Raw genomic sequence first — 23,765 nt, 5'->3', positions numbered from 1 at the left:
TGAGGTGGTCGTGAGAGGGACCTTGGCTTGCCCTGAGAGTTTTGTGAGAGCCAGGATGTTGACACAGCATTCACACAGGTAGCGGCGCTACGGTCGCCGGCATGCGACTGCTCGTGGTGGACGACGACCCGGACGTGCGGGACAGTCTGCGGCGCAGCCTGGAGTTCGAGGGCTACGAGGTGACCACCGCCGCGGACGGCGCGGAGGCGTTGCGGAAACTGACCGGGGTGGATCTGGCGATCCTCGACCTGATGATGCCGGGCGTGGACGGCTCGGAGGCCTGCCGGCGGATGCGTGCGTCCGGCGAACGGCTGCCGGTGCTGATGCTCACCGCACGGGACGCGCTGGGCGACAGGGTCACCGGTCTGGACGCCGGTGCCGACGACTACCTGGTCAAGCCGTTCGCGCTGGAGGAGCTCCTGGCCCGCGTCCGCGCGTTGCTGAAGCAGAACCGGCACCCGGAGCTGCCCCGGTTCTACCGCTACGCCGACCTGTCGCTGGACCCGCGGGCCCGCGAGGTCACCAGGGCCGGTGGCCGCCTCGACCTGACGCCCACCGAGTTCGACCTGCTCGCGGTCTTCCTGGCCGCACCGGACCGCGTGCTGACCAAGCTGCACCTCAAACACGCCGTGTGGGGCCACGACCAGGGCACCAACAACCTCGACGTGTACATCGGCTACCTGCGCCGCAAAACCGAGGCGGGTGGCCGTTCCCGTCTGCTGCACACCGTCCGGGGTGTGGGCTTCATCCTGCGCGAGGCCGCGCTGTGAAGGGCCCGGTGCTGCTGAGGACCCGGCTCGCGTTCATCACCGCGTGCGTCGTCGCCGCGACGATCGCCGGGATCAGCGTCGTCACCTGGCTGAGCACCTCGCACAACCTGCGCACCCAGCTGGACCAGTCGCTGCAGGCGAACCTGCCGCCGCGCGTTTTCCCGCCACCCCCGGACGGCGGGAGGCGGGGGTTCCGGCTGACCTGCGCCACCGGCACGTCCAGCGAGGAACTGCAGCCGTTCCTGCAGGGCATCCAGCTGTACCGGATCGACGGCAGCACCTGTGCCCCGCCCGGTGTCGACCCGGTCGTCACCGATCCTGACGACCGGGTGAGCACCACGACGTTCCGCGACGGCGTGACCGCATCGGGCAAGGCCGTGCGGGTTCTGCTGCAACCGATGGACAACGGCGAGATCCTTGTGCTCAGCCGCAGCCTCGCCGAGATCGACGGCACGATGGCGAACCTGGCCAACCTCCTCATCGGCTTGTCCGTGCTCGGCGGTGTGCTGGCAGTGGCGGCAGGACTGCTCCTGACGCGCCGCGCCCTGGCGCCGATGGAGCGCCTCACCGAGACCGCTGAGCACATCGCCCGCACCGAGGACCTCACCACGCCGGTCACCGTGTCCGGCCAGGACGAGGTGGGCCGGCTGGGCCGCGCGTTCACGTCGATGACCGCCGCACTGGCCGAATCCCGCCGGCGCCAACGAGATCTGGTCAACGACGCCGCGCACGAGCTGCGCACTCCGTTGACGAGCTTGCGCACCAACATCGACCTGCTGGCGTTGAGCGAACGCACCGGCCGCCCGCTGCCCCAGCGCGCCGAGGTCCTCGACCGCCTCCAGGCCCAGAGCCGGGAGTTCGGCGACCTGATCACCGAACTGGTGGTGCTGGCCCGCGACGACCGCGAACTGGCCAGCGTTCCGCTCGACGTCGCCGCGGTGATCGATCGCGCCGTCCGCCGCGCCCGCAGCCGGGCCCACGACCACGTCTTCGACGTCGAAGCCGTGCCGTGGCAGACGGTCGGCGACGCGGGCGCGCTGGAACGCAGTGTGCTGAACCTGCTGGACAACGCGGTGAAGTTCGCACCGGCCGGCTCCACCATCACCGTGCGCTCCCGGCCGGGGTGGCTGACCGTGAGCGACGAGGGACCAGGCCTGCCGGCGGAGTTCCGCGAGACGGCGTTCGAACGGTTCTGGCGCGCGCCCGCCGCCCGTGCCCTGCCCGGCTCCGGGCTGGGACTGGCGATCGTGGCGGACGTGGTCGCGGTGCACGACGGAACGGTGCGGTTCCTGGCACGTCCGCGCGGAGCCTCCGTGCGGGTCGAGCTGCCCCTCGCCTAATTCCGTTAACTGGCAACGGGTTCGAGCGGCCCGATCGACGGTGGCTGGCGCGGGTGGCTCTGCACCACGGTGGTGCCATGGACCGCATACATCGGCGCTCTACCCTGCTGATCACCGCGCTGTTCTCGGTCGCGATGCTCACCGCCGGCAACTCCGCCGCCGCTCCTGACGAGCCGTCACACCACTGGCAGTTCGACCACTGGCCCCAGCAGCAGCCGTGGCAACAGTCCAGAGACTCCGCCCGCGTGGCGGCGCAGGCCGGGTTCCCCGGCCCCGTCGACCCGCAGAACTGGGTCAACCCCGACCACATGACGTGGGAACAGGACTACAAGAAGATCCCCGGAACCAACTGGGCCGACCCTGCGGGCCGCGGTTCGGTGCGCACCTTCAAGGGCGCGCTGGTGCTCCTGGACTACCCGAACCAGCCGTTCGTCGTGACGCAGCCGAAGAACTCGACGGTGTTCGGCAACCCCAGCGCGGAGGCCAGCGGGGTCCCGCGCGCTCAGGTCGCGCAGTTCTACCAGGACTTCCTGAACAAGCCGAACGGCCTCAACCGCGGCCACACCGTGCACGAGTACTGGATGGAGACCTCCGGCGGGCGCTACGGCGTCGACCTGAAGGCGTTCGGCCCGTACACGATGCCGGGCAAGGACCACGAGTACGCCATGGAGTTCCAGGGCGGCACCGGGTGCCCGGCCGGTGACTCGTGCAACCGCAACATCCGCACCGACGGCAGGGCCGCGTGGGTCGCCGACGTCGGTGGCGAGGTGCCCAACGGGTACGACTTCATCTATTACCTGTCCGCGGGCCAGGACGAGTCCGGTACCTGGCAGGAGTTCGGGATGATGAAGTTCCGGACCAAGGAGGACGTCACCGACGCCTTCGGGCCACCGGACCCCGCACTGCCGAACTGGTCGCGCACCCGTTACGTCGACTGGACCTCGTGGGCCGCGGGCTCTTCCATCTGGCCCAACGCGGGCGGTGGCTCGTCCACCCAGGCCGAGAGCTCTGGCCAGGGCGTGTACGCGCACGAACTGAGCCACATCCTCGGCATCGGCGACAACTACAACAACCCGTACGGCAGCCCGCCGCGCCGTGACTACAGCGGACCGTGGGACATGCTGTCGCGTGGTTCGTTCAACGGTCCCGGTGGCCCGCACTCGCGCTGGACGATTCCCGCCACCGGCGGTGCGTCGCTGGGCGCGCAGCAGACCCTGCGCAACAAGATCAAGCTCGGCATCGTCGACGAGCGCAACGTGCTGCGCCTGTCGCGGGAGGCCCTGCCCCAGTCCGGCATGGTCATCGCGAAGATCACCGCCCGCGAGGTCAACCCCGGCACGACCGGCCTGACGGGCATCAACCTGGCGCTCGGCACCGGTGACAAGACGCCCGCGTGCAACGTCTCGACCAACCCGTTCTGCGACGGCGGCGGCTACAACAACTACACGCTCGAAGTCGTGGACAGGATGGGCGCGGACTCGTTCACGCCCGACGCCGGTGTGTTGCTGGCCAAGACGAAGAACCAGGACGCGGCGCCGTTCACGTGGGTCGTCGACGCCAACCCGCAGGACATCGCCATGACCGACTACGTCCTGCCCGACGGCACCAAGGTGCCCATCACGATCGGCGACTACCGGCAGCTGTCGGACGCGTTGTTCCACGCGGGCACGAACTCCGGCAGCGAGTACGAGTTCGTCGACCAGGCCAACCGGCTGCACTTCTACATCCTCGACGTGCAGCGCGACTCCCGCGGTGTCCTGTCCTACACGGTGGCCATCCGGTCGCTCGACGGCGCGGGCCCGCAGCAGCGCGGTGTGCGGGTCAACCCGGCCACGGCCGGCACCGGTCCGGACGGGATCGCCACCTGCCGTTTCCCGGTGATCAACACCGGTCGCGCCGCCACCCCCGGCGGACAGCACCCGGAGCCCGTCACCCAGTACGTCGACGGTGACGTGTACCGGGTGACGGCGAAGGCGGAGAACGGCTGGACCGTGTCGGTGCCCAACGCGCTCGCCACGGCCAAGTTCGGTGCCCAGGTGACCGTGCCGGTGCACGCCCAGCGCACCGGCGGTCCGTTGACGGCGAAGGTGACGCTGACGGCCACGTCGGAGAGCAACCCGGGCAGGACCGCGACCTCCACCTGCACGGTGATGGGGAGGTAAGGGTCAGGTCGCCGGCCCTTTCCCGGGCCGGCGACCACCGTCCGTGCCGAACTCCCGCGCGAAGCCGCCACGTTCAGTAACCTGCGGTGACGGAAGGGCTTCGCCGCCGGTTCGGAGGGGGTAGCGCTGTGGCGCTGCGGTACTACGTCTACATCAGCGACGCCAAGGTCGGCATGATGCTGGAACAGGTCGATCCGGCGTTCGCGCGCAAGCGCAGCAGCGAGGTCGGCCTGAGCCTCAAGGTCGTGAGCGCCAAGCGGAAGGTCGAGACACCCGCGTCCGAGCGGGTGGCCAGGCTGGAGCGGGTCGTGCGCGACCTCGACGACCACTACGACGTGGGCACCGTCGATGAGCCCGGCCAGTACTTCCGCGGCCGGATGAAGTTGCGCTGGGGCCCCGTGGGCGACGCGTCGGTCGTCTTCTTCAGCGGCGCCACGGAGAACACCGTGCTCGGCCTCGGCGGCGCGACCGGGCACGTCCTCGGCACCAAGGGCCAGCCGGAGCAGAACGTGGTCTTCGCGCCGTCGTCGATGCCGGGCCTGCTCGCCGGACTCGACGCGGTCCTCGCGGAGAGCGGTGAGCTGCCGCCGAACGCGCTCGGTTCGGTGCACATGGCGAACCGCACGGTGCGCGGGGCGGAGCAGGAGCTGGAGTTCGTGGCCAAGCGCCTCGCGCACGGACCGAGCCCCTATCCCGAACTGGATCCGAAGCCGGGCATGAAGGTGTTGCTCGGCAGCCCGATCTTCGTGGCTCTGGCTGAGTGATGAGCGCCGGCTGGGAGCCGGGCGACGTCGTGCTGGGCCTGTACGAGGTGCGCGACGTCGTGCACAGCGGCGGCATGGGCGTGGTGCACCGCGTGCGCCATCTCGGGTGGCAGGTTGATCTCGCGGTGAAGACGCCACGCCCCGAGCAGGTCCGCACCCCGGCCGGGCGGGCCAGGTTCGAGGGCGAGGCCGGTGCGTGGGTGGGGCTCGGACTGCATCCGCACACGGTGAGCTGTGCGTACGTCCGCACGATCGACGGCGTGCCCAGGGTGTTCGCGGAATGGGTCGACGGCGGCAGTCTGCGGGAGGCGGTGCGCGGCGGACAGCTGAACACCGTGGAACGAGTGCTCGACGTCGCTGTCCAGACGGCGTGGGGTCTCGCCCACGCGCACGCGATCGGCCTCGTGCATCAGGATGTCAAGCCCGCCAACGTGATGCTCGAACCGGACGGCACCGCGAAGGTCACCGATTTCGGCCTGGCCAAGGCTTTCGCCGACGAGCAGCGACCTCCGGACGTGCCGCCGACCGTCACGGCCGCCGGGATGACCGAGGCCTACTGCTCACCGGAGCAGTTCGCCGGCGGCATGCGACTGACGACCGCGACCGACGTGTGGTCGTGGGCGGTGACGGTGCTGGAGATGTTCGCCGGCCGCCGCCTGAGCAGGTTCGGTCCGGCCGCGGGCCGGGCGATGGAGGAGTTCCTCGCGAACGGCGGAGACATCCCGCCCGCCGTTGTGGATCTCCTGCGTGACTGCTTCGCCGAAGACCCTGCTGACCGTCCCGGTGATCTGGGCGTGGTCGCGGAACTGCTGCGGGAGATCCACCGTGAGCTGCTCGGCGCGGACCACTCGCGCCCGGTGCCGAAAGCGGCCAGGTTGCTCTCGGACGGCCTGTCCAACCACGCGTTGTCGTTGCTGGACCTCGGCCGGGCCGAGGAGGCGGACCGGTTGTGGCAGCAGGCGGTCGGTGCCGATCCGCACCACCTGCCGTCGGTCTACAACCAGGCGCTGCACCGCTGGCGGTCCGGCAGCGACACCGGGGAGAAGGTGGTCGCCGAGCTGGAGGCGGTGCGGGCGGCCGAACCCACGGCCCCGGCGGGCTGGGGTGCGCTGCAGCTGGGCGCTGTGCACCTCGAACGCCACGACGACGAACAGGCCGCCGGACTGCTGCGGGAGGCCGTGGCCGCCGAGCCGGAGTCCGCGGATGTGGCCGCGGCGCTGGCAGAGCTGGCGACCCGGCCGCCGCAGCTGCGCGCCGACATCGACACCCGTGTTCGTGAGCTCCTGACGGTCGCGGTCAGCCGCTCCGGACAGGTCGTGCTGACCGGTGACGGCAAGGGCCGGCTCCTGCTGTGGAGTCCCGGCGAGACCAGAAAACCGTTGCGCACCTTGACCCGGCGCGGCGACACGATCAAGCGCATGGCGATGAACGACGCCGGCACGCGCGCCGTGGTGGCCCGGTCGTCCGGTCTGGAGTTGTGGGACCTCGAGCGGCGCAAGCGGCGGAAGACCTTGTCCCTGAACGATTCGCAGCTCAGCGCGGTGGCGATCAGCCGGGACGGCGAGGACGTCGTGACGGGCCACGCCAACGGCTACGTTCGCATGTGGACGGACGAGCTGACGCGCGAGTTCTTCTCCTGGGCCGCGCATCTCGGCCCCGTCACGTCGGTGGCGATCAGCCAGGACCGCCAGCAGGTGGTCTCCGCCTCGGTCGGGTACTCCGAACAGGCGGGCAGCGTGCGCACGTGGTCCGTGCGCGGAGGCGTCAGCCGCGAGCTGGAAGCTCCGGTGGCCAGCGGGCGCGGCTCGGTGCCGCAGGTCGTGAACCTCCGGGACGCGGGTGCGGTCTCCTCCGACGGCCGCTACGCCGTGGCGGTGTGGTCGCAGGGACCGCTGGTGTTGTGGGACGCACAGCGCGGTGTCGTGCAGACCGAGGTGCCGCGGCACCACCTGGCATGGTCGAGAAAGCTCGTGGTGGCAGGCACGACGTTCATCACGGTCGGCGAGGCCGACGACCCGGTCCAGGTGTGGGACGCGCGCACCGGGCAGTGCCTGCGCACGCTCGAGCACGGCAGCTACCGGATGTCGGTCGCGGCGAGTTCGGACGGCAGGGTCGTGGTGTTCGCCCGGCGCGACGGCACGCTGTCCCTGCGCTCGCTGCCCGTGCCCGGCTACCGGGCGCCGTGGTGCTACGTGAAACCCCGTGCGGCACAGGAACTCGAGCGCGCGGAGGACGCGTTCGGCAGGCTCGCCGAGAAGTGCCGCGGGCACGTCGAACGGCAGGAGTTCGCGGCCGCGGGCGAGGTGCTGCGGGAGATTCGGACCCTGCCCGGCTACTCGCGCAGCCCTGAGCTGCGCCGGGCGTGGGCCGAGATCGGCGTGCACGGACGTCGCGCTGGTTTCATCGGTGTGTGGCCGCTCTACCACGTGGAAGGCCACGGCGAGTTCACCCAGCCCGCCAGCGCGGCGGTGCGGTGGGACGGCGTCTACGCGGCGACCGGCAGGTGGACCGGTCACGTGGACATCTGGGACATCGAGAGCGCGGAGCGGACGTACACGTTCGACCGGGGTGAGAGCGGAATGGCGCACCGCGTGGAGTTCACCCCGGACGGGCTGCGGGTGGTCGTGCTGACCAACGCCGGCACCATCCGGCGGCTCAGCCTGGTGGACGGGAGCAAGAAGCTCTTCACCGACGACTTCGGCAAGATCACCGCCTACGCGCTGTCCGGTGACCGGATCATGATCGGGGATGAGACCGGCACCCTGCGGCTGCGGGAGATGCCGTCGGGCGGGCTCCTGGCCACGATTCCCGCACACGATGTCCAGGTGCGCGCGATCGCGCTGAGCCCCGACGGCCGTTACGCCGCCTCAGTCGCCTGCGGCGGCACCTACGAGGGTGAGGTTCAGCTGCGCGAGGTGGCCTCGGAGCAGCCGAAGTGGACCCTGTCGCCGCGCGATGGCGGTGAGTTGCCGTTCTTCGGTTCGGACGGTCGCGTCCTGATCCTCGCGACCAGCCTGCGCACGACCGTGTGGGACGTGGAGTCCGGTGAGTTCCTGTACGCGGTGGACTGCGCGGGCATGGCGTTCAGCGGTCGATCTCCGATCGGATTGAGCGAGGGTGGCAGGCTCGCGATGACGCCTGAACGCGACGGGATGGTGGTCTGGGAACCCCTGACCGGCCAACGGGTTCAGACGCTGGCGATGGGCAGCGAGCCCAGCGCGCTCGCGCTGAGCGCCGACGGGACGTTCGCCGTCGGTGCCGGGATGGACCGCGTGATCAGGGTGTTCGACGTGCGGACGGGGCAGTGCCTGCGCACGTTGCCCGGCCACGGCGAGCGCATCGACCAGGCGGTGCTGAGCCGCAGCGGCAACATCCTCGTCACCACCGATCTCGGCAGCGGCAAGCACGTGTGGGAACTGGCCTGGGACTTCGACTTCCCGCCGGCCGGGTGATCCGATGGCGTGGTCCGTCACCCTGTCCAGCGGTCAGGTGGAGCACGTGTTCACCGATCGCGCGTCGTGCGTGATCGGCCGGTCGTCGGCCTGCGACGTCCAGGTTCCGGTCGAGGAGAAGAAGGTCTCCCGCCGACATTGCGTCGTCGAGATCAGGCCGCCGAAGGTGCACGTCCGCGATCTTGGCAGCCGCAACGGCACGCGCCTCAACGACATCCGGCTCGGGCCTGAGCACGGTGACCGGGAGCTGGTCCACGGTGATCGGTTGCGCGTCGGCGACGTGGTCCTGCGCGTCGCCGTGTACTCGGATCCGGACGTGGTGTCGCCGCCCGGTCTCGAGATCGCGCGGGAACTCGGCCGCGGCGGGCAGGGTGTCGTCCACCTCGCCCGGCACTCGGCGTCCGGTGAGCTCGTCGCGTTCAAAACCCTGACCGCACAGGTCGATCCCGCCGCGCGGACCGCGTTCGTGCGCGAGATGGAGTGCACCAGGGCGCTCGTGCACCCGAACATCGTCCGGTTCCACGACAGCTCTGTCCACAACGGACAGCTCGGCTACTCGAGCGAGTACTGCCGGGGCGGCAGCGTCGCGGAGCTCGGCACTTTGCCGGTGCCCAGGGCGGTCGAGTTGACCCTGCAGGCGTTGGAGGGTCTCGGTCATGCGCACACGGCCGAGATTCCGGTGCGTCTCGCGGATGGTGGTCAGACGGTCTCCCGCGGGTTGGTGCACCGGGACCTCAAGCCGCAGAACCTCCTCCTCACTGCGGCGGGCTTGCTGAAGATCGCGGACTTCGGCCTGGCCAAGGCCTTCGACCAGGCCGGTCTGTCGGGACACACGTTCACCGGCGCGGTCGACGGCAGCCTCGCCTTCATGCCACGACGCCAGCTGCTCGACTACAAGTACGCGCGGCCCGACGTGGACCTGTGGGCGATCACCGCCTGCCTGTACTGGATGCTCACCGGCTCGGCGCCGCGCGACTTCCCGCCTGGAGTCGATCCGGTCGCCGTCGTGCTGCGCGAGCGACCGGTGCCCGTGCGGGAGCGCCTGGCGACCGTGCCGGAGTCGCTTGCCGGCGTGATCGACCGCGTGCTCGACGAGTCCTCCGGTGCGGGACCCGCCACCGCCGCAGAGCTGGCGGGGTTGCTGAACCAGGATCGGTGGTGCGTCTCGTGAAGCTCGTCGTGGTCGTTCTGGTCCTGTTCGTCGTCTCTTGTGGACAATCTGATTCCAGGGTGAGTTCCCCCGACTGCCGCAAGGTCGCGTCGATCGCGTCGTCGGGAAAGCCTGTCGCCACACTGAGTTTCGACCTCCTGCTGCCCGGTGAGGTGACAGAAGCCTCGGCGTCGGTGCTGCCCGCGGGATCCGGCGTGGAGGTTCCCCCTGGTGAGTCGACGCTGGCCATGCCGGACCCCGACGTGGACCGGATCGTGGCGGCGGGCAAGGTCTCCTCGTTGCCCGGCCTGAGGGCCTCCGTCGAGAAGATGATCGGCGAACGCGGCTGGCGCGTCGGCAGCAACAGCTCCGCCTCCGACGGCCGGTTCTCGCTGGAGTACCAGGGCCCTGGCGTCTCCGGCTCGGTGGTCGCGCTGAACTGCGACGAGCCGCGGTACCTGGTGACGGCGGAGGTGTCGCCACTGCTGCCCTCGGACACGACGCCGTTCTCGTGCGACCGGCTCCGCCCGGCGTTCGCCGGCATCAGGCCGGGGGACCTGCCGGGCAGCTGCACGTGGTCCGAGGGCGGCACCCGGCTCCAGGTGACCTTCGCCCGCCCGCCGCTGGACCCCTTCCAGTGGCGTCCGCGGTTGCAGGAGCTGCGCCGCAACGCCCGTGACTACACGAGCATGTACTGCGGGCACACCACCGCTGCCGCCGGATTTGCCGCGCAATGCACCGCCCAGGACGCGTTCGGTGCGCGAGCGGCCGTGAGTGCGGTGCGCGACAACGACTTCTGGGCAGGTGCCCAGGTCGAGCTGAAGAACGAGGGCGCGACCACCGACCAGGCGCGGACGATGGCGGAGACGGCGGTGCGGACGCTGACCGGTTAGCCGCCTGGCAGCACGCGGCGCAGCGCGTCGAGTGCGCCCGGCCAGCCGCTGGACGTCGGGCTGCCGAACCCGACGACGATGGCGTCCCGGTCGCGTGGCACCGCCGGATGCCGGTACGGCTCCAGCCCGTGCACCGCCAGGCGCCTGGCGACCGCGCTGTCCACTGTGGACCTCTCGGTGTTCCTGGGCAGTTCGACGAGGGCGTGCAACCCGGCCGCGATCCCGTGCAGGCGCACCCCGTTGTCAAAGCCGTCGATCATGGCGAAGAGGTCGTCCCGGCGCGCCCGGTACCGGTTCCTCATCACCCGCACGTGCTTGTCGTAAGCGCCCGTGTCGAGCAGTTCGGCCAGGGTGAGCTGCTCCAGCACCCCGGTCACGCCCGTGGCGCTGAGCACCCGGTGCACCGTGCCGATCATCGCCTCCGGCACGACGATCCAGCCGATGCGCAGGCCGGGCGCGATCGCCTTGCTCGCCGTGCCGAGGTAGACGACGTGGTCAGGATCGAGTCCCTGCAACGCCCCGACCGGCTTGCGGTCGTAGCGGAACTCGCCGTCGTAGTCGTTCTCGATGATCAGGCCGCCGGTCGAGGTGGCCCAGTCGACCACGGTGGCCCGCCGCCGCGCGTCCAGGGCGACGCCCGTCGGGAACTGGTGCGCCGGTGTCAGCAGCACGGCACCGCCGGCCAGGCGATCGATCCGGGCGCCGTGCTGGTCCAGCGGCACAGGAGGGGTCCGCAGACCGGCCCTGGCGAGCAGGTCGCGGTGCAGGGGCAGGCCGTAGGCCTCCACCGCGACGGTCTCGACCTGCCGAGCCCGCAAGGCGGCGGCCAGCAGCGCGAGACCGTGGGACGCCCCAGAAGAGATCACGATCCGCTCCGGCGCGGCGTACACACCCCTGGCGCGGGCGAGGTAGTCGGCGAGCGCCCGGCGCAGCTCGATCCGCCCAGCAGGGGGAGTCTCCGCGAACGCGCTACCGGGCGCCCGTTCGATCGCCCGGCGGGTGGCCCTGACCCACTCGGCGCGCGGGAACGACGACATGTCCGGGAAACCGGGTCGCAGGTCGTGCAGCGGCCGATCGCCGGGCACAGGTCTCGCGACGGGCGGCCGGTGCTCGGTCACGGCCCTGCCCCGGTCCGCGACCTGGGTGGCCGCCCCCTGCCGGGCGGTCAGCCAGCCTTCGTCGGTCAGCTCCTTGTAGGCGGCGACCACGGTGTTGCGGGCCACGCCGAGGTCCTCGGCGAGCCGGCGGCTGGAGGGCAGCGTGCTGCCCGGCGCGAGCCGGCCGGTGCGCACCGCGTCGCGCAGCGCCTCGATCAGCCCGGCCAGCAAACCCGGTGCGCGGACGTCCAGGTGCAGATCCACACTGGTCATGCCACTAAGACCACGTTGATCACCGGTTTGTGACAGGCCGGCGCTAGCCCAGCACCACCCGGATCAGACCGGCGCTGCCGAAGATGAGCACGAGCGCGAGGAGCAGCCACCCGGCCCGCGCCCCGAGCAGGCCGGGGCTGGGGGCCTGTGTGGCTCGTGCCCTGGCGTTGAGCGCTTCGGCCCGCAGCACGCAGGCCACCACGCCGAGCCAGATCACGAACACCAGGAGGAACACCGGGTGGCCGAAGATCCCGGCGGCCAGCAGTCCGATGAGGATCGGGGTGAACACGACGATCCACAGCGTGCGGAACACGGCTACCTCCGCTTCAGCCCGGCGGCCGCGGTCTTGGGTCAACCTCCGGTCGTACCTCCGGATCATCCACGCGCATGATCCGCGCGCACAGATCATCTTCCTGCTCTTTCGGGTGCCAGCCAGATTCCGGAAGAAGGCCGATGTCGAACTCACTCCAGGTCGTGGGCCGCTGCGCAGCCGTAGCGGCGCTCGTCGTCCCCCTCGTCACCACCGGGCAGGCCACCGCCGCACCGTCCACGTTGAACTGGCAGCTGTGCCGGCAGGTCCACCAGAACTGGTACCCGGACGACAACCGCACCGAGTGCGCCGAGGTCACCGTGCCGATCGACCACGCCCGCCCGCACGGTCGCACCATCGACCTCGCCATCAGCCGCATCAGGGCCACCGATCCGGCGAAGCGGCGCGGCGTGCTGCTGATGAATCCCGGCGGCCCCGGCAACCAGGGCATCGCCATGCCGCTCAACATGATGCAGACGAAGCTCGCCGATCTGGGTGTCGATCACGACCTCATCGGGTTCGATCCGCGCGCGGTCGGGTTCAGCGGTGGCGTGGAGTGCGATGCCACGCCCGAGGACGGCCCCGAGCCCGACCCGCAGGCGAGCCCGGCCGAGCAGTTCCGGCAGGACTACGAGCGCAACGCGCGCACGAACGCCCGGTGCGTCGGCTACGACCGCGAACTGCTGGCGAGCCTGTCGACCAGGACCGTCGCCGACGACATGGACCTCATCCGCGCCGCGCTGGGCGAGCGGAAGATCAGCTTCTACGGCATCTCCTGGGGCACCGCGCTGGGTGCCGTCTACCGCAGTCACCACAGCGATCGCGTCGACCGGATGGTGCTCGACTCGGTGATGCCGCCGGACTTCACGCTGGAGACGATGAACCTCGGGGCGGCCGCCGCCAAGCAGGCCGACTACGAGGTGCTCGCCGGCTGGCTCGCCGAGCGGGACGCGGCGTTCCGCCTCGGCGCCACCCCGCAGGCGGTGACGAGGTCGATCGGCGACCTGGTCGCGAAACTCGACCGCGAGCCGGTCACGGTCACGCCGCCCGGCGGGCAGCCGCGCAGGTACACCGGCGGCTCGGTGCGCGCGATGCTGTCGTACAAGCGGGTGCACTGGCAGCAGGTGGCCGAGTCGATCGTGGCGCTCCAGAACGGTGGTGTGCCGCCGCTGACCGGTGATGAACCGGAGAACGAGGGCTTCGGCCTGCGACCGGTGCCGCATGGCGGCCTGCTGATGCAGCGCGCCGTGGTGTGCAACGACCAGGGCAAGGCTCCGGACGTCGACGAGGCGTGGCGTCAGGTGCAGCACCGGCAGGAGACGTACCCGTTCTTCCGCAACGGTGCCGGGTACGGCAACTGGTGCGCGGGCTGGCCGTTGCCGGCGCAGCCGTGGCAGCTGAAGCGGACGTCCAGCCCGCTGCAGCTCGTCGGCCACCGGTACGAGACCACCACGCCGCACGTCTGGGCGGAGCAGATGCGGCGGCGGATCGGTGGTGCGCTGCTGACCGTGGTCGACAGCACGCACGGCTCGTTGTGGGGCATCGATTGCGGCGAGAAGGCTGTCCGGTTCTTCCGGACCGGAGAGACCTCCGCCGGTACCTGCCCGGGTCAGGTGTGAGACCATCACTATGGGTAGCCATCGCGCGCGTGTACATCAGACAACGCGAAGCTGACAGAGCACAAAGTCCCTTCCCTGGCATGGAATAGAAGCGCTGGTCAAACGCGCCAGGTGACGCCACGTGCACTGTGCGTATCCATCGTCTATGAAAGGTCTCAACTTAGTCACAGGCCTGGATATGGTCACTCGTAGTGATAACGAACAGGCCCAGTTTGTCGAAGCCTCAACCAGTCGAGCTGGACCAGAGGGGGCCGACGACATGACATCTGAGTACCGACCTCTATCCCGACGAACGCTTCTGACGGCCGCACTTGGCGGTGCCGCGGCAGGCATCGTCGGTCAGAGCCTGTTCGCCGGAGCCGCCGTCGCGGCGGCCGGCCGCAAGAAGCTTCTGATCGGCAGCGTCGACCCGCTGGGCAACGGGATCCTGCAGCTGGCCGACCCCGGCCTGACCGGTACACCGACGGTCGTCGCCGTCAACGGCCAGCCCAACGGGATCACGGGCTCGCCGGACGGGCTGAGGGCTTACGTGGCAACGATCTTCGGGCCGGGCCTGAGCGTCGTGGACGTGGACGGCGCGAGGGTGACCGGAGAGATCGCGGTCGGCGGGTTCGCCAACGACGTTGTCGTCTCGCCCGACGGCAAGGTCGTGTACGTCGCGACCGGGTCGAGCGGTGGGGGTGGCTCCCGCGGGCACGTGGCCGTCGTGGACGCCGCGAGCGGTGAGGTGCGCGCCCGGATCCAGGCTGGTCTGCTGCCGCACACGCTGGCGCTGACGCCGGACGGCACGCAGCTGTTCGTCGGGGACGAGCGGGGCAAGGGCATCACGATCGTCGACACCGCGAGGAACGCGGTGTCGGGCGGGTTCAAGACGGAGAGCCGGACGCTGCAGCTCGCCGTCGATCCCAAGGGCAAGAGCCTGTACGTCGCGGCACCGCGGGAGCTGATCACGTTCGACCTGCGTGGCAGCAAGTCGGGTTCGACCCCGCTGGAGGGCATCCCCGGTGGTCTGGCGGTGCACCCGAACGGGACGTTCGCGGTGGTGAGCCTCTACACCGGCCGCAACACGGACTCCCAGCTGGTGACGGTGAACGTCAACTCCAACAAGGTGAGGACGAAAGAGGTCAACGGCAAGGCGAACGGCCCGCTCGCGATGAGCAAGGACGGCGGCCGCGCGTTCGTGCTGGACAAGAAGAACCGCAAGGCCACATCCGCGGACACCTCGACCGGTAAGCCGGACAACTCGCTGTCGACCCCCAACTCGAACACGCCGACCTGCGTCGCGTTCGTCGAGACCGCCTGAGCGCCGGAGGAAACCCGCGATGCCTTTCTCCATGGCCGTCAAGACTTTGGACTACACCCCGACCTGGCCGACCTACCCCAGTCTCTGGATGGGCGGCTACGCCGGCGCGCCGCGCGGCAACCAGGGCCAGGTGGACCGCAGGCTGCGGGCCCAGTGCGTCGTCATCGACGACGGCGCGGGCCCCAAGGTGATGCTGCGCATCGACGTCGTCAGCATCCCGAGATACGTCCACTGGGCGATCAGGTCAGCGGTGGTGCCGTTGGTGGGCAACAACAACGGCAACTTCCTGATCATCGTCAGCCACACCCACTCCGGCCCGATGATCGGCACGACGCGGCCGGACCCGTACGTGATGATGGGCCTCTCGGCCGCGGACATCAGCGCGATCGAGGGCACGACCACGGTGTTCATGAACCAGATGATCGCCCTCGTGCAGCAGACCCTCGCGATGGCCCGCACGCCGGTCACCTTGTGGTACAAGGAAGGCAGCACGACGATCGGCCACAACCGGGCGGAGGAACCGCACACCCTCACCACGATCTCCGCGCTGATCGCCCGCCGCACGAGCAACAACAGCCTGTTCACCGTCCTTTTCGGATACGCGTGCCACCCCGTGTCGCGGGGCAACGACCGCGTCTTCTGCAGCGACTTCCCCGGTGCCGCAACAGATGTGGTGAGCAACGCGCTCGGCGTGCAGGCGCTGTTCTTCCAGGGCGCCGCGGGCGACCAGGAACCCAACGACCCGCACCAGGCGAGCCAGGTCACCAACCTCGGCACCACCCTGGGCAACGCGGTGGTGCAGATGGTCAACTCCGGCGGCTGGAACGCCGTCAACGGCCCGATGACCACCTTCTACAGCGAGCTCAACCTCCCGCTGTCCGTGGACCTCGGCGACCCGGCCGCGGTGATCCGCGCCCGCAACGCCTACAGCCAGCGGCTCGACGACTTCCCGAACGACGACTTCGCGTTCCGCCACGCCGAGCGCATGCTCGACTACATCCACGGCGACGGCCTGGACCGCGTGCTCCCGATGCCCATCCAGCGCTGGAACCTGGGCGGTCTCAACATCCTCGCGCTCGCGCACGAGGTCCTCTCGGAGTACGAGGTGAAGTTGCAGGCCCAGACCCCGGGCTGGCTCTGGATCATGGGCTACGCCAACGAGTGCGAGGGTTACGTCGCGGGCAACGGCGTCCTGCAGTCCGGCGAGTCGCAGCACTTCGGTTACGAGGCCGGCTGGACCGACGACTCGACGATGTCCGGCCCTGGCTCGTGGACGACCTTCTACGCCTGGCCCGCACCGCTGAAGTTCACCCCGAGCGGCGCCGCCGCACCGGGGTCGACCGAGCGCCTGATCGTCGACGCGTGCACGAACATGCTGAACCTCTGAGGGGGGAGTGAAAGATGCCAGGACCCAGCACCACGTTGTCGGCCCGCTACGGCCTCGCTCCGGTCTACCCGTGCGACACGGCCGGCGATCTGTACCTGTTCGAACACTCGACACCGGCCACCGGCACCTTCGCCTGGGGGGAGAGCTACCAGGTCGGTGCCGGCTGGCAGGGCCGCGTGCTCGCCGGCCCCAGCGGATGGATGTTCAGCATCACCACCGGTGGTGAGCTGAGACTGTTGCACTACAACGGAACCAACTGGGACGACATCGCGGGGGCAGGTGAGTACAAGGTCCTCGGGCAGGGGTGGGCCTACTCCGCGGCGAACACCCGGTACCGGATCTCGGTCGACGAGGACGGTGTCATCTACACGCTGGACGCCGCCGGCAACCTCAAGGCGCACTACTACAACTTCGCGACCCACCAGTGGGCCGTGCAGGATGCTCTGCTGGACACCGGGCTCACCCAGTACAACGCGATCATCGCGACCAGTCGCGGCGTGGTGTACGCACGCACCGCCGCCGGTGCGTTGTGGCGCTACCACATCGACTTCTGGACCAACGCCACCGCGAAGTGGGTCAAGCCCACCGCCCAGGTCCTCACCGGCTGGCAGAACATGAAGAACTTCAGCTCGCCCGGTGGCGAGGTGTTCTACTCCGTCAACGCCAACAACGGCAACCTGCTCTGGTGGAGCTACAACCCGGTCACCAAGGTGTGGAAGTCCACCGCCGGGAAGAGCATCGGCAGCGGGTGGAACTCCGAGCAGGATGTCGTCGTGCAGTCCAACGCCTGCAGCCGGTTCCCCTGGGACACCGCCTGCAACTCCTTCGGCCCGCAGGACGGCGGTGCCGTCATCACCCGACTCAACCAGGTGAAGAAGAACTAACTCGGTTGCGCCATCCGGTCCCGCCGTGGAGCCTGTCCACGGCGGGACCTTTTGCGCATCCCCTGCGAGTGGTCTGGACCTAGGCGCAACCTCCCCCGGTGCTGCACGTCATGAGGAGTGCTGAACACAAAACGAATCTGGGGGATTCGCTATGACTCACGTCAGCAGACGTACAGTGCTGGCCGCAGGAGCCACTGCCGCCGCCGCAACCGCATTGGCCAGAAGCGGCGTCGCGTTCGCCGCGCCGGCCGGGGCCCGCAGCCTGCCCACCGGGGGAAGCTTCGTCACGATCGTCGCTCACTCCGACGACGATCTTCTGTTCGTCAACCCGGACATCCAGCCGTCCATCCTTTCTGGACAGCCGGCCCGGACGATCGTCCTGACCAGTGACGAGGACGACGGTTCCAAGATTCCGCCTCTGACTCCCGAGGAGTTGTCGGCGCGTCTGCGGGAGGGACAGCGCTCCGCGTACGCGTCGCTCGCGGGCCAGCCCAACGAGTGGCACCGCGAGACCAAGGAAGTCGCCACGATGGTCATCGAGGTGGCCACGCTGGTCGGTGCGCCGAACGTGCAGCTCATCTACCTGAACCTGCCGGACGGCGGTAGCCCGGCGAACCCGACGGCGTTGGCGAACCTCTGGAACGACCCGAACTTCGCCTGCCCGGCGATCCTGCCCACGGGCGGCCCGGTCGAGGACGCTCAGTGGTACAACCAGGCGGACGTGCACAACGTCCTGGTCGGGCTGCTCGACGAGTACCAGCCCACCGTGATCCGCATCCAGGACCCGCAGCCGCTCCTCGCCCTGCCCGGCGAACCCACCGAACACACCGACCACATCCACGCGGCGAAGTTCGCGACGAAGGCCGTCAAGACCTACGAGGGAACCAACGGGCGCGGGTTCGTCCTGCTCACCCGGTACCGCTGCTACAACATCGGCGCGGCGCCCAAGAACGTGCCGGACGCTCTGCTCGGCCCGAAGGCCGCGGCCTACAGCGCGTACGCCGAGCTCGACCCGAACACCGGGGACGCGTTCGACGAGCACGTCTTCCGCAACTACCACCGCTGGCCGGTCGCCGCGCCGTGGGCGATCGTCGACGGCACCGGCACGCTGCACGCGTTCGTCGCGGCGGGCGACTCGCTGATGTGGTGGCACCAGGCCAACAACGGCGCCTGGGTCGGCCCGGAGATGCTGCGCGGCGGCACGTTCGCACCGGGCGTCGCGGTGGCGCTCAACGGATCCGGCCGCGTGCAGGTCGCCGTGCTGGACCTCGACAGCGGCTCGATCCTCACCGCCGGCCAGTCCGCACCGGGCGGCGGTTTCGGCACCTGGGTCAACGTGGGCAACCCGGACGGCGCCAACCCCGCATACGGCACGCCGGGCCTCGTGCTCAACGGCACCGGCGGGCTGGAGCTGTTCGCGATCAACCAGTCCAACGGCGTGAGCAACGCCTGGCAGGAGAGCAACGGATCGTTCAGCGCCTGGGAGGCGTTGCCCGGCGACGGCAGCATCAACCTGTCGCCGCCCGTCGGCTTCACCTCGTCGACCGGCAGGATGCACCTGTTCACCGACGCCAACGGCAAGCTCAACCACTGGCACCAGAACAACGGGGCCGGGGTCGAGTTCAAGCCGATCACGTCAGAGAGCACGCACGCGCCCGGCATCGCGCTGGACGGCGACAAGGTGCGCACCCTGGTCCGCGAGCACGGCGACGGCGCCGTGGGCACGATCGCCGAACTCACCAGCAACGGCACGTTCGGCGCGATCGCGCACCTCGGCGGCCAGGGCGGCGTCGGCCCGGTCGCGGCGGTGACGTCCGGTGGGGCCACCGGCCGAGTGCTCGCCTTCGCGCGCAACGACGACTACGGCATCAGCGTGGCGCGGCAGACCAACGGCAACACGTTCTCGCCGTGGGAGGACCTGGGCGGCTACGCCGAGGTCGGTCCGGCCGCTGTGCGCGACGCTATGGGCAACGTGCGCGTGCTGATCGTTGGCGGGGATGCCGTGCTTTACGAGCGCAAGCAGTCCACGCCTGGGGCCACCAGTCCGTTCGGCGACTGGCAGCAGGCGGGCAACTAACGCCCGCGGCCGTTTTGGCGCGAAAAGCACGTTCGGGCCGTCTAGTGGCACGAACGTGCTTTTCGCGCCGTCTGTCTACGCCGGCGTGGCGAGCACGAAGTCGGCCACAGCACGGGCGAACTCGTCGGGCTGCTCGATGTGCCCGAAGTGCCCGCTCTCCTCCAGCACGACCAACCGCGACCCGGGAATGCGTTCGTGCAACTCCGTCCCCCACCGAGGCCCGCAGATGAAGTCGTGCCGCCCCACCACAACGAGAGTGGGCACGTCGATCGACCCCAACACCTCGCGATCATCGATCTGAGTCGGCACGCCCAGCTCATCGAGCCCCGAGATGAAGGTGCCGGCGACCCCGGCCGCGAAATCGGCGAACTCCTCGGCGCGCCCCTGGTAGTCCGCGAAGTAGGCCGGCAGCAGACGGCGCGCCACAGCGGTGAACTGGTCGTCGCTCGCCACACCGCCCACCGACTGCCAGGCCTCGAGAACGTCGGTCGCGGCGTGCCGTTCAACGAAGTCGGTCAGGTTGCGGCTGGCCTCCGCGAAGTGCTCCTGGCCGACTGCGGGAGCGCTCTCGTAGAGCACCAACCCGGCCAGCCGGTCGGCGAGGTGCAGGGCGCAGTGCTGGGCGACGAAACCGCCGTGGGAATGGCCCAGCAGGTGGACCTTGGGCAGACCGAGGTGGTCGATCAGGCCGGCCACCGCCCTGGTGTAGCGGTCACGCGTGTAGCCGTGCGGGTGGGTGTCGAGCCGGCCCGACTCGCCGGTGCCGAACGGTTCGATGTAGACCGTGGTCAGGTGCTTCTCCACGGCCGGCATCTGGAGGTACTGCCAGACGAATCCCGGGCCGCCGGGGTGTACGAGGCACACCGGGCCACTTCCCGCCACGTGGTAGCTCAGGGACACGCCGTCGATGTCGACGGAGTGCGGTCCCGGCGTCAGTGCGTTCACGATCGTCTCCGATTTCGTCAGTGCCGTTGCGACACAGACGAGATGCGGAGCAGGGGACGAAGTTCGAACTCGGCGTGGTGATCCAGGTCACCCTCGGTCGGGGTGGAACAGGCGCAGTCGCTGGACCTGGCCGTCCCCGATGGTCATCAGCCACACCACGGACGGAGGGCAGTGCTCCGGATCGTCCGGCGGGCTGATCAGGTCCATCTCCCAGATGGCGACGTCGCGCCCGGCGATCGTGTTGACGGGCCGTTGCCGCACGCCCGCTTCGAGGTCGCGGTCCATCGCGGCGAGAGTCTGATCGAGTCCGTACTGCTGGCCGCGCCCGCCGACCATCTTGAACCGGGAGGACCACCGTTCGGCGGCCACCTCGTGGAACCGCCCTGCCTCCGCCGCGGCCAGGGTCTCCACTGCCTCGCGACGCGTCGCCCCGTTCAGATCGGCAGCGCTGTCGTGCGTGCTGTCGGCGGTGGCGAGCAAGGCCGCGGCCATCTTGGTCCGCGCCTGGTTGAGCCTGCTCCGGACGGTGCCGACGGGCAGTTCGCACGCCTCGGCGATGTGCTCGTACGCGGTCACCCCGCTGAAGTGCCGCAGCATCAGCACCTTGCGGAGTGGAGAGGAGAGCTCTCCCATCGCGGTCCAGATCCAGTCCTGCAGCGCGTGCGTCTCGACGACCTGGTCCGGGCTCGGCTCCGCCGAGATCAAGGTGTCGGACAACGGGATTCCGGAGTCGATGCCGCTGCGCAACCGCATCCGGCACGAGTTGCGCACGATCGCCCGCAACCACGCGCCCACCGCCGCGGGGTCACGCACGTCCCCGATGCGACGCAGGGCCGTCAGCGCGGCGTCCTGCACCGCGTCGTCCGCCTCAGGCCGGTGCCCCAGCACCGTCAGCGCCACGGCCTTCATGCCTGCCTGGTGCCGTTGGAGCAGCACGCCCAGAGCGGCGACATCACCTGCCTGCGCGCACAGCGTCAACTCGGCGTCCGGAAGCCCCTCGCTGGCGTGCACAGCACGAGTGTACGAATGTGAGCCACGACACTTCCCCAGGTTCGAACTTCCGAGCCGCGCCTCGCATCGGGATGGGCATGCAGCAGAAAAGCGAATCCGCCGAAGCGGAGTTCATGTACCAGTACGAAGCCGCCGCGCCCGAGTCTCTCGGCGTGACCGCGGTCCGGCTCGCGGGCGGCGTCGCCCTGCACATGCGCCACGACCCCATCTCGTACTGGAGCAAGGCGCTGGGGTTCACCGAGACCGTCACGCCGGAGCTGGTCGAGCGCATCCTCGACTTCTACCGGTCCTGCGACGCGACGACGGCGGTCCTGCAGTTCGCGCCGCACGTCCTTCCCGACTCGTTCACCGATCTCGCAGCCGAGGTGGGCCTCGAGGAGGCCGGCTCGATCGTGAAGCTGGGGTGCGCGACCAGCGACGTCAAGATCGCCAAGACCGACTTCCGCATCACCCGAGTCGCCGAGAGCGACGCCGCTGAGTGGGGTGAGGTGATCCTCAAGAGCTTCGGCGCCCCAGGCACACCGCTGTCGGAGATGGTCGCGAACAGCGTCTCGAACCCGGACTTCCACGGCTTCGCCGCGTGGGACGGCGACACCATGGTCGCGGGCGGCAACCTGCTCGTGCACGGCGACGTCGGCTCCATCAACACGGGCGGCACGCTGCCCGAGTACCGCGGTCGCGGCGCCCAGTCGGCCTTGATCGCGGCCCGCGCGCAGGCCGCGCACGAGGCCGGCTGCCGATGGGTCGTCGCGGAGACCGGTGTGCCCGAGCCGGGGCAGAGCAACAGGTCGTTGAACAACCTGCGGCGAGCCGGGCTGCAGGACCTGTATCAGCGGCAGGACTGGCGGTGGACGGAGAAAGGGCTCTAGTCGTGGGGAGCGAGCGCGTCGACGCAGACGGCGAGATCGTGCAGCAGCCGGTCTTGCTGGGCTGTGGAGAACGGCGTGAGCATCCGCTGTTCGACCGCACGCACGACGCTGCTGGCGGCGCGTAGCTGCGCGCGGCCGGCGACGGTGAGCTCGCTGGGCAGGGCCCTGCCGTGCGGCGCGGTCGCCGGCCGGGTGACCAGTCCGCGGTCCTGCAGTCCGCGCAGCACCAGGTTCATCGACTGGCGGGTGACGAACACGGCCCGCGCCAGCTCCGCGTTGGACAGTCCCGGTTGTTGTGAGAGCACTTCGAGACAGGAGTACTGGGGCACGGTCAGATCCAGCGGACGCAGGGCGGCGTCCATGGCGGTGCGCAGCGCGACAGCCGCTCGCTTCAACGTGTAACCGACTGCCTTGTCCAGCGGACCGACCATCTCGCCTTGACCCATGTCAGCATGATGACATACCGTTCGGATGTCAGTACATTGACATCCGAGTGGAGGACGACATGACTGTGACCGGACCAGATTTCCTCGCCCTGCAGGTGCGCGACCTCGAGCGCGCGGCCTCGTTCTACGAGGCTCACCTCGGGTTGCACAGGCTGCCCGCCAACCCGCCCGGTGCGGTGGTGTTCGACACCGCGCCGATCTCGTTCGCGGTGCGGGAGCCACTGCCGGGGGTGGACCTGGACGCGGTGCACCCACGTCCGGGCGTGGGGGTCGCATTGTGGTTGCACGCCAACGACGCGCAAGCCCTGCACGACCAGTTGGTCATCGACGGCGTCCCGATCGTGACGGCGCCGTTCGACGGGCCGTTCGGTCGCACGTTCGCCTTCTCCGACCCGGACGGGTACGCGATCACCATCCACGACAAGGCTTGAGGTCTGGCCGGTGTCCGCAGTGGACGATCTTGTCGGTGCTCGTCGGCATAGTGGTGTCACATCCACGATGCCGAGGAGGAACCATGTGCTGGGCCTGCGACCATCCCACCGCCGAACTGAGCGACTACCTCGAAAATCTGCGCGCGGTCATCCGCAAGTGCGGCTGGGCGGTACAAGGAGTTGAACGAGATCGGGTGCATCCGCCGTGGGCCTACACGGTGGGCCTCACCGCGCACGGCAGGCCGGAGTTGGTGGTGACGGGCCTCGCGCTCGACCGGTCACAAGAACTGCTGAACGCCGTCGCGGCCCACCTGCTGCACGCCGACGTGCCGGCGGCGGGCGTGCAGGTCGAACTGATCGGCGGGCCGCTCATCGAGTACGTCGAGTTGTCCGAGCCCTCCGCGCATCTGCGGATGGCGGTCGAGCTCTACGGCACCGAACTGCGTGCTCTGCAACTGGTGCACGCGGACGATCGGGGTCGGTGGCCGTGGGACCGCGGCTATCGCGGCGGCCGAGGTGGGCAGCCGGTCCTCGGGATGCGGTCGCGCCACACCGCCGACCCACCGACTGCCTGAGAGGGCG

The 23,765-nt window shown here is 69.7% G+C and carries 20 protein-coding genes; 15 read left to right on the top strand and 5 right to left on the bottom strand.

The window, feature by feature from the left end; genetic code table 11:
- The first annotated feature begins 101 nt into the window (after nucleotides 1-101).
- From ACIA8G_RS15785 to ACIA8G_RS15755, 7 genes are all read left to right on the top strand, one after another.
- A complete protein-coding gene (locus ACIA8G_RS15785; protein ID WP_396419166.1) occupies nucleotides 102-770 on the top strand; it encodes a response regulator transcription factor in 669 nt (222 codons plus the stop codon).
- 8 nt (nucleotides 771-778) lie between these two features.
- Nucleotides 779-2,110 carry a sensor histidine kinase gene (locus tag ACIA8G_RS15780; RefSeq protein ID WP_396419165.1) on the top strand — a complete coding sequence of 444 codons (1,332 nt, stop codon included), beginning with the start codon at nucleotides 779-781 and terminating at the stop codon, nucleotides 2,108-2,110.
- 77 nt (nucleotides 2,111-2,187) lie between these two features.
- The gene (locus ACIA8G_RS15775) at nucleotides 2,188-4,272 is read left to right on the top strand and encodes a M6 family metalloprotease domain-containing protein (protein WP_396419164.1); all 2,085 of its coding nucleotides are present in this window, start codon (nucleotides 2,188-2,190) and stop codon (nucleotides 4,270-4,272) included.
- Between the two features lie 86 nt (nucleotides 4,273-4,358).
- Nucleotides 4,359-5,036, top strand: coding sequence for a DUF7019 family protein (locus tag ACIA8G_RS15770; RefSeq protein ID WP_396419163.1), 678 nt, complete (start codon nucleotides 4,359-4,361; stop codon nucleotides 5,034-5,036).
- A complete protein-coding gene (locus ACIA8G_RS15765) occupies nucleotides 5,036-8,488 on the top strand; it encodes a protein kinase (protein ID WP_396419162.1) in 3,453 nt (1,150 codons plus the stop codon). Before ACIA8G_RS15770 ends, ACIA8G_RS15765 begins: the two co-directional genes overlap by 1 nt.
- Before the next feature lie 4 nt (nucleotides 8,489-8,492).
- Nucleotides 8,493-9,659 (top strand): FHA domain-containing serine/threonine-protein kinase, encoded by a 1,167-nt coding sequence (locus tag ACIA8G_RS15760; RefSeq protein ID WP_396419161.1) that lies wholly within the window; start codon nucleotides 8,493-8,495, stop codon nucleotides 9,657-9,659.
- Nucleotides 9,656-10,531 carry a hypothetical protein gene (locus ACIA8G_RS15755; RefSeq protein WP_396419160.1) on the top strand — a complete coding sequence of 292 codons (876 nt, stop codon included), beginning with the start codon at nucleotides 9,656-9,658 and terminating at the stop codon, nucleotides 10,529-10,531. The genes ACIA8G_RS15760 and ACIA8G_RS15755 overlap by 4 nt, the downstream gene beginning before the upstream one ends.
- On the opposite strand, the gene ACIA8G_RS15750 is transcribed toward ACIA8G_RS15755, so the two are convergent.
- Both ACIA8G_RS15750 and ACIA8G_RS15745 read right to left on the bottom strand, forming a co-directional pair.
- A complete protein-coding gene (locus ACIA8G_RS15750; RefSeq protein ID WP_396419159.1) occupies nucleotides 10,528-11,901 on the bottom strand; it encodes a PLP-dependent aminotransferase family protein in 1,374 nt (457 codons plus the stop codon). The genes ACIA8G_RS15755 and ACIA8G_RS15750 overlap by 4 nt on opposite strands.
- A 43-nt stretch (nucleotides 11,902-11,944) precedes the next feature.
- The gene (locus tag ACIA8G_RS15745) at nucleotides 11,945-12,214 is read right to left on the bottom strand and encodes a hypothetical protein (protein WP_396419158.1); all 270 of its coding nucleotides are present in this window, start codon (nucleotides 12,212-12,214) and stop codon (nucleotides 11,945-11,947) included.
- A gap of 140 nt (nucleotides 12,215-12,354) precedes the next feature.
- On the opposite strand from ACIA8G_RS15745, the gene ACIA8G_RS15740 reads away from it, so the two are divergent.
- From ACIA8G_RS15740 to ACIA8G_RS15720, 5 genes are all read left to right on the top strand, one after another.
- Nucleotides 12,355-13,830, top strand: coding sequence for an alpha/beta fold hydrolase (locus ACIA8G_RS15740; RefSeq protein WP_396419157.1), 1,476 nt, complete (start codon nucleotides 12,355-12,357; stop codon nucleotides 13,828-13,830).
- Nucleotides 13,831-14,089: 259 nt separating this feature from the next.
- Nucleotides 14,090-15,133 carry a hypothetical protein gene (locus ACIA8G_RS15735; RefSeq protein WP_396419156.1) on the top strand — a complete coding sequence of 348 codons (1,044 nt, stop codon included), beginning with the start codon at nucleotides 14,090-14,092 and terminating at the stop codon, nucleotides 15,131-15,133.
- Between the two features lie 19 nt (nucleotides 15,134-15,152).
- The gene (locus tag ACIA8G_RS15730; RefSeq protein ID WP_396419155.1) at nucleotides 15,153-16,520 is read left to right on the top strand and encodes a hypothetical protein; all 1,368 of its coding nucleotides are present in this window, start codon (nucleotides 15,153-15,155) and stop codon (nucleotides 16,518-16,520) included.
- A 14-nt stretch (nucleotides 16,521-16,534) separates the two neighbouring features.
- Nucleotides 16,535-17,404 (top strand): tachylectin-related carbohydrate-binding protein, encoded by an 870-nt coding sequence (locus ACIA8G_RS15725; RefSeq protein WP_396419153.1) that lies wholly within the window; start codon nucleotides 16,535-16,537, stop codon nucleotides 17,402-17,404.
- Between the two features lie 151 nt (nucleotides 17,405-17,555).
- A complete protein-coding gene (locus ACIA8G_RS15720; RefSeq protein WP_396419152.1) occupies nucleotides 17,556-19,481 on the top strand; it encodes a PIG-L family deacetylase in 1,926 nt (641 codons plus the stop codon).
- Nucleotides 19,482-19,556: 75 nt separating this feature from the next.
- On the opposite strand, the gene ACIA8G_RS15715 is transcribed toward ACIA8G_RS15720, so the two are convergent.
- Together ACIA8G_RS15715 and ACIA8G_RS15710 are read right to left on the bottom strand one after the other, a co-directional pair.
- Nucleotides 19,557-20,426 (bottom strand): alpha/beta fold hydrolase, encoded by an 870-nt coding sequence (locus tag ACIA8G_RS15715; RefSeq protein WP_396419151.1) that lies wholly within the window; start codon nucleotides 20,424-20,426, stop codon nucleotides 19,557-19,559.
- 87 nt (nucleotides 20,427-20,513) lie between these two features.
- A complete protein-coding gene (locus tag ACIA8G_RS15710) occupies nucleotides 20,514-21,437 on the bottom strand; it encodes an RNA polymerase sigma factor (RefSeq protein ID WP_396419149.1) in 924 nt (307 codons plus the stop codon).
- A gap of 77 nt (nucleotides 21,438-21,514) precedes the next feature.
- On the opposite strand from ACIA8G_RS15710, the gene ACIA8G_RS15705 reads away from it, so the two are divergent.
- A complete protein-coding gene (locus tag ACIA8G_RS15705) occupies nucleotides 21,515-22,306 on the top strand; it encodes a GNAT family N-acetyltransferase (protein ID WP_396419148.1) in 792 nt (263 codons plus the stop codon).
- Here ACIA8G_RS15705 and ACIA8G_RS15700 read toward each other — a convergent pair.
- Complete coding sequence (locus ACIA8G_RS15700) at nucleotides 22,303-22,752, bottom strand: MarR family winged helix-turn-helix transcriptional regulator (RefSeq protein WP_396419146.1); 450 nt, start codon at nucleotides 22,750-22,752, stop codon at nucleotides 22,303-22,305. The genes ACIA8G_RS15705 and ACIA8G_RS15700 overlap by 4 nt on opposite strands.
- A 59-nt stretch (nucleotides 22,753-22,811) precedes the next feature.
- On the opposite strand from ACIA8G_RS15700, the gene ACIA8G_RS15695 reads away from it, so the two are divergent.
- Nucleotides 22,812-23,183 (top strand): VOC family protein, encoded by a 372-nt coding sequence (locus tag ACIA8G_RS15695; protein ID WP_396419145.1) that lies wholly within the window; start codon nucleotides 22,812-22,814, stop codon nucleotides 23,181-23,183.
- Nucleotides 23,184-23,266: 83 nt separating this feature from the next.
- Entirely contained in the window at nucleotides 23,267-23,758 is a 492-nt protein-coding gene (locus ACIA8G_RS15690) for a DUF4262 domain-containing protein (protein WP_396419144.1), read from the top strand.
- Nucleotides 23,759-23,765: the final 7 nt, after the last annotated feature.

Source organism: Lentzea sp. NPDC051213 (assembly GCF_044455585.1).
Lineage (GTDB): Bacteria > Actinomycetota > Actinomycetes > Mycobacteriales > Pseudonocardiaceae > Lentzea.
Note: the sequence above shows the minus strand (reverse complement) of the source record. Positions and strands in the feature narration are given on the sequence as shown.

Coding starts and splice junctions, on each gene's coding strand:
- ACIA8G_RS15740 (WP_396419157.1), top strand. CDS start 12,355: ATGTCGAACTCACTCCAGGTCGTGGGCCGCTGCGCAGCCGTAGCGGCG.
- ACIA8G_RS15750 (WP_396419159.1), bottom strand. CDS start 11,901: ATGACCAGTGTGGATCTGCACCTGGACGTCCGCGCACCGGGTTTGCTG.
- ACIA8G_RS15725 (WP_396419153.1), top strand. CDS start 16,535: ATGCCAGGACCCAGCACCACGTTGTCGGCCCGCTACGGCCTCGCTCCG.
- ACIA8G_RS15730 (WP_396419155.1), top strand. CDS start 15,153: ATGCCTTTCTCCATGGCCGTCAAGACTTTGGACTACACCCCGACCTGG.
- ACIA8G_RS15765 (WP_396419162.1), top strand. CDS start 5,036: ATGAGCGCCGGCTGGGAGCCGGGCGACGTCGTGCTGGGCCTGTACGAG.
- ACIA8G_RS15735 (WP_396419156.1), top strand. CDS start 14,090: ATGACATCTGAGTACCGACCTCTATCCCGACGAACGCTTCTGACGGCC.
- ACIA8G_RS15720 (WP_396419152.1), top strand. CDS start 17,556: ATGACTCACGTCAGCAGACGTACAGTGCTGGCCGCAGGAGCCACTGCC.
- ACIA8G_RS15775 (WP_396419164.1), top strand. CDS start 2,188: ATGGACCGCATACATCGGCGCTCTACCCTGCTGATCACCGCGCTGTTC.
- ACIA8G_RS15785 (WP_396419166.1), top strand. CDS start 102: ATGCGACTGCTCGTGGTGGACGACGACCCGGACGTGCGGGACAGTCTG.
- ACIA8G_RS15690 (WP_396419144.1), top strand. CDS start 23,267: ATGTGCTGGGCCTGCGACCATCCCACCGCCGAACTGAGCGACTACCTC.
- ACIA8G_RS15695 (WP_396419145.1), top strand. CDS start 22,812: ATGACTGTGACCGGACCAGATTTCCTCGCCCTGCAGGTGCGCGACCTC.
- ACIA8G_RS15760 (WP_396419161.1), top strand. CDS start 8,493: ATGGCGTGGTCCGTCACCCTGTCCAGCGGTCAGGTGGAGCACGTGTTC.
- ACIA8G_RS15705 (WP_396419148.1), top strand. CDS start 21,515: ATGCAGCAGAAAAGCGAATCCGCCGAAGCGGAGTTCATGTACCAGTAC.
- ACIA8G_RS15700 (WP_396419146.1), bottom strand. CDS start 22,752: ATGGGTCAAGGCGAGATGGTCGGTCCGCTGGACAAGGCAGTCGGTTAC.